The 594-nt window shown below is 54.5% G+C and carries 1 protein-coding gene; it reads left to right on the forward strand.

Going from position 1 to position 594, the window contains the following annotated elements:
• A partial coding sequence (locus OKB81_RS20720) for an IS6-like element IS26 family transposase (RefSeq protein ID WP_270805463.1) occupies positions 1-594 on the forward strand: 594 nt, incomplete at both ends.

Genomic DNA, 594 nt, shown 5'->3' on the forward strand with positions numbered 1-594 from the left:
CCGTGAGCTGCAGGAGATGCTGGCTGAACGCGGAGTGAATGTCGATCACTCCACGATTTACCGCTGGGTTCAGCGTTATGCGCCTGAAATGGAAAAACGGCTGCGCTGGTACTGGCGTAACCCTTCCGATCTTTGCCCGTGGCACATGGATGAAACCTACGTGAAGGTCAATGGCCGCTGGGCGTATCTGTACCGGGCCGTCGACAGCCGGGGCCGCACTGTCGATTTTTATCTCTCCTCCCGTCGTAACAGCAAAGCTGCATACCGGTTTCTGGGTAAAATCCTCAACAACGTGAAGAAGTGGCAGATCCCGCGATTCATCAACACGGATAAAGCGCCCGCCTATGGTCGCGCGCTTGCTCTGCTCAAACGCGAAGGCCGGTGCCCGTCTGACGTTGAACACCGACAGATTAAGTACCGGAACAACGTGATTGAATGCGATCATGGCAAACTGAAACGGATAATCGGCGCCACGCTGGGATTTAAATCCATGAAGACGGCTTACGCCACCATCAAAGGTATTGAGGTGATGCGTGCACTACGCAAAGGCCAGGCCTCAGCATTTTATTATGGTGATCCCCTGGGCGAAATGCG

This window comes from Aeromonas sp. QDB56 (assembly GCF_027705505.1).
Taxonomy (GTDB): Bacteria; Pseudomonadota; Gammaproteobacteria; order Enterobacterales; family Aeromonadaceae; genus Aeromonas; species Aeromonas caviae.